The sequence below is a fragment of the Mesorhizobium sp. P3_A9 genome (genome assembly GCF_056402975.1).
This window is the reverse complement of the sequence record NZ_JBFUGJ010000570.1, coordinates 1-2,444: the sequence shown is the minus strand read 5'-3', so window position 1 is coordinate 2,444 and position 2,444 is coordinate 1. Positions and strand designations below refer to the sequence as shown.

The window sequence follows — 2,444 nt, the reverse complement described above, 5'->3', positions numbered from 1 at the left end:
CGGTTGGCCCGCGTGATCGAATCCGATCTGCCATCCAGTTCCGCGGCAGCGGCCAGAGCGATGGCGTCGATACCCTTCTGGAGCTGTTGTTGAAGCCCGGTAGCCCGGCTCATGTCGATGGCCAGCAAAGAAAAGCCTATGAGAACAGGTATCATAATTGCAACCAGCAGCATCGCGATGCCGCGTTGATCATTCCAAAAGTCACGGAGAATACGATACATCGCGGCCCCCCGATCTTGTCTGAACGTATTCTGATCACTCGGTTTGCAGACAATTGACCGAAAGTACCTGACTTCCAACAAGAGAATCCTTTGAAGAGGGCGGCGTCGGACCTTTGCGTTACTTACTTGAGACTTTAGGCCCTCTCACAAGCAACAGGATTTGCCCTTGGTCTGCGCATGTCCCGTTTTGGACCATCCAAACTGGCCTTGAATTTGCACTGCCGTTTTCAGCAGGGGCAAACCAACACCTCAGCAAGTCCCGTTAATCCCTAGGGACGGCCCGCCGTTGCCGTGAATGGGGCGGCGGGCTTCTATAGCAATCCGTCAGTGCTGCGCCGCATGATCTAGTAGCCGAACAGTCGGATCACGGCGCGGTTCGGAGCTGGCGCGGTCGACCCCTTCAACGGTGATTGCAATCGTTCCGTTCTCGATCCTGGATATCCATCCCTTTGCTTTCATGTACCAGAGGTGAAACTCGAGATGCTCGCGGGGGCAGCCTAACAAGCGCTCTATCTCCACGTCACCAATTCCGGGATTGCCGACCTCCTGCCTGCGTTTCACGTAAAGCAGCGAAAGCAGTTTGGCCTGGACCACAGCATCCTTCTCGACGCCTTTGACGTCGCTTGCTTCCTCGGCCAATTGAAGCCGCAGACCCGCATGCTCTCTATATAAGATGTCGTATTGGGCGCGCTTTACGGGATCCTTGAGGACGTTATGCGCTTCCACGACTTCACTGAACCGGGCTTCATTGCCCGTCTGCTGATTGTCCGGATGATAGCGCATCGCAAAATAGCGAAATATGCGTTCCAGCGTTTCCGAATTGGCGTTCGGGCTGACTTCCAAAACTTCGTAATAGTCAACGAACATGCTGCGCTCCCTCTCGGGCGACAGTATATTCATGATAGCTAAAATAACAGAACACCCAAAGAATGTTACCGGAACCAAACCGGTAACGTCAGACCTTCGAAAGCGGCCCTTAAGACCTTGGTCCTACCAAAAAAGCCCGCCGCGTGGCCTTCGCGACGGACTTTTCATTGGGGGCGGCTACATCCTGGGAATCGACCGCCGCACCCACAACTCGCGATGGTACGGATCGTTCCCCAAGACTGGGTGGAACATGCGGCCGATTGCGCGTCTGCTAAAACGCCCATAGCTTAAGGCCGCGGGCGCTTTCCCCGCCCAAAAGCGGCCGGTGTGGTCAGTGCCCCAAGGCGGTGGGTTCCTCACTGCACCGGCCATTCACTACCTACGAGCGCGCGCCGGAACGGTTCAATGCAATCGGCTCGGAGCACGAGTGTGCGGAACATTAGATACCGCTAATTGTTTAAAGGTCGCCTATACCGGCAAGCCCTTCGGCAAACGAGCGGACGCATATAAATGAGCACAGCCCAGCGCATCAATTCGTGGATCACCACTCAGAAACCGAACGCCGTATGCGATAGTTGTATCGTGGATGAACTGAATATAACCCCAGCTCATGTCGGCCAGATCACGGGGGCACTTGGAACCACGTCCGACTTCGGCCGTGACAAGGGAGTTTGTGGTCGCTGCAATCGCGACCGGACCGTTATTCGCGCGACATAAATTCATAGTCGGGATAGGCGCCATCGCGCTTATAGCTACGGGACGACTTTAGGCCGGTCTGTCAGGCAACCGTTCCTATGAAAATAGCCGACACCAGGGTTGGTGGGATCGCGTTGCCGAAACACAGCCTTTTGGACGATGGCGTGCGTGGTTCCTCATTTAATTAGAGGATGCTAAAATATCCTTGATACCGGAGGTGTCAGATTGGATGCTTCACGCATTAGCTTTGACGCCAGGCGACGGGCAGACTTAGTTGCCCCGCCGCCTAGATATGATCCTTCCCGGGCAAGTGTCACCGGGGCAGCTATAGCTGGCGGAGCGGTTGCTGTTTTTTGTTTGCTTGCCGACAGCCAGCACGTAACGGGTACGATCACCACAACCATGATACTGGCGTTTGCGCTGTTGTATTTCCATCTGCGGAGCAAGCAGCGCAAGAACGTAGAGGCGKTTGACGCCTCATACGTCGACCTCCTGGAACTCGAGAGAGCAAGAGAGAAATTGGACCTGGAGAGGGCAAGAGAGAAAAGCTTGCCTGCATCCAAACCAAAGTCGCTTTCTGTAACAAAAGCTCGACTCACGATAAGAAGTTCCCGAGTGCCGGTACGAAGGGCCGAGCGATCGGGCAACTCGCCACCGCTT

Annotated in this window: 2 protein-coding genes; both read right to left on the bottom strand. The window is 55.1% G+C overall.

Annotated features, from left to right (window positions below):
* On the bottom strand, nt 1-221 hold a 221-nt coding region (locus AC1DX0_RS34630), incomplete at its 3' end, for a TadE/TadG family type IV pilus assembly protein (protein WP_477358877.1).
* 324 nt (nt 222-545) lie between these two features.
* A complete protein-coding gene (locus tag AC1DX0_RS34625; RefSeq protein ID WP_477220590.1) occupies nt 546-1,088 on the bottom strand; it encodes a DnaJ domain-containing protein in 543 nt (180 codons plus the stop codon).
* Between the last annotated feature and the right edge of the window lie 1,356 nt (nt 1,089-2,444).